The organism is Algibacter ulvanivorans, from assembly GCF_048381495.1.
Taxonomy (GTDB): Bacteria; Bacteroidota; Bacteroidia; order Flavobacteriales; family Flavobacteriaceae; genus Algibacter_B; species Algibacter_B ulvanivorans.
On sequence record NZ_JBLWGD010000052.1, the window covers coordinates 1 to 311 of the forward strand.

Annotated in this window: 1 pseudogene; it reads left to right on the forward strand. The window is 43.1% G+C overall.

The features are described from left to right. Positions 1 to 311, forward strand: a pseudogene (locus ACNG5D_RS15945) (hypothetical protein); the annotation flags it as partial.

A 311-nucleotide genomic window follows, 5' to 3' on the forward strand; every position in this document is an offset into this window, starting at 1 on the left:
ACCGATAGTGATGGTGATGGTTTAACGGATTGTGAAGAAACTACAGGTATAGATGATCCGAGTACACCAACAGTACCAACTGGTACATCCGATGAAAACGATCCATGTAGCCCAGTAGGCATCAATACAACCGATAGTGATGGTGATGGTTTAACGGATTGTGAGGAAACTACAGGTATAGATGATCCAAGTACACCAACAGTACCAACAGGTACATCCGATGAAAACGATCCATGTAGCCCAGTAGGCATCAACACAACCGATAGTGATGGTGATGGTTTAACGGATTGTGAAGAAACTACAGGTATAGA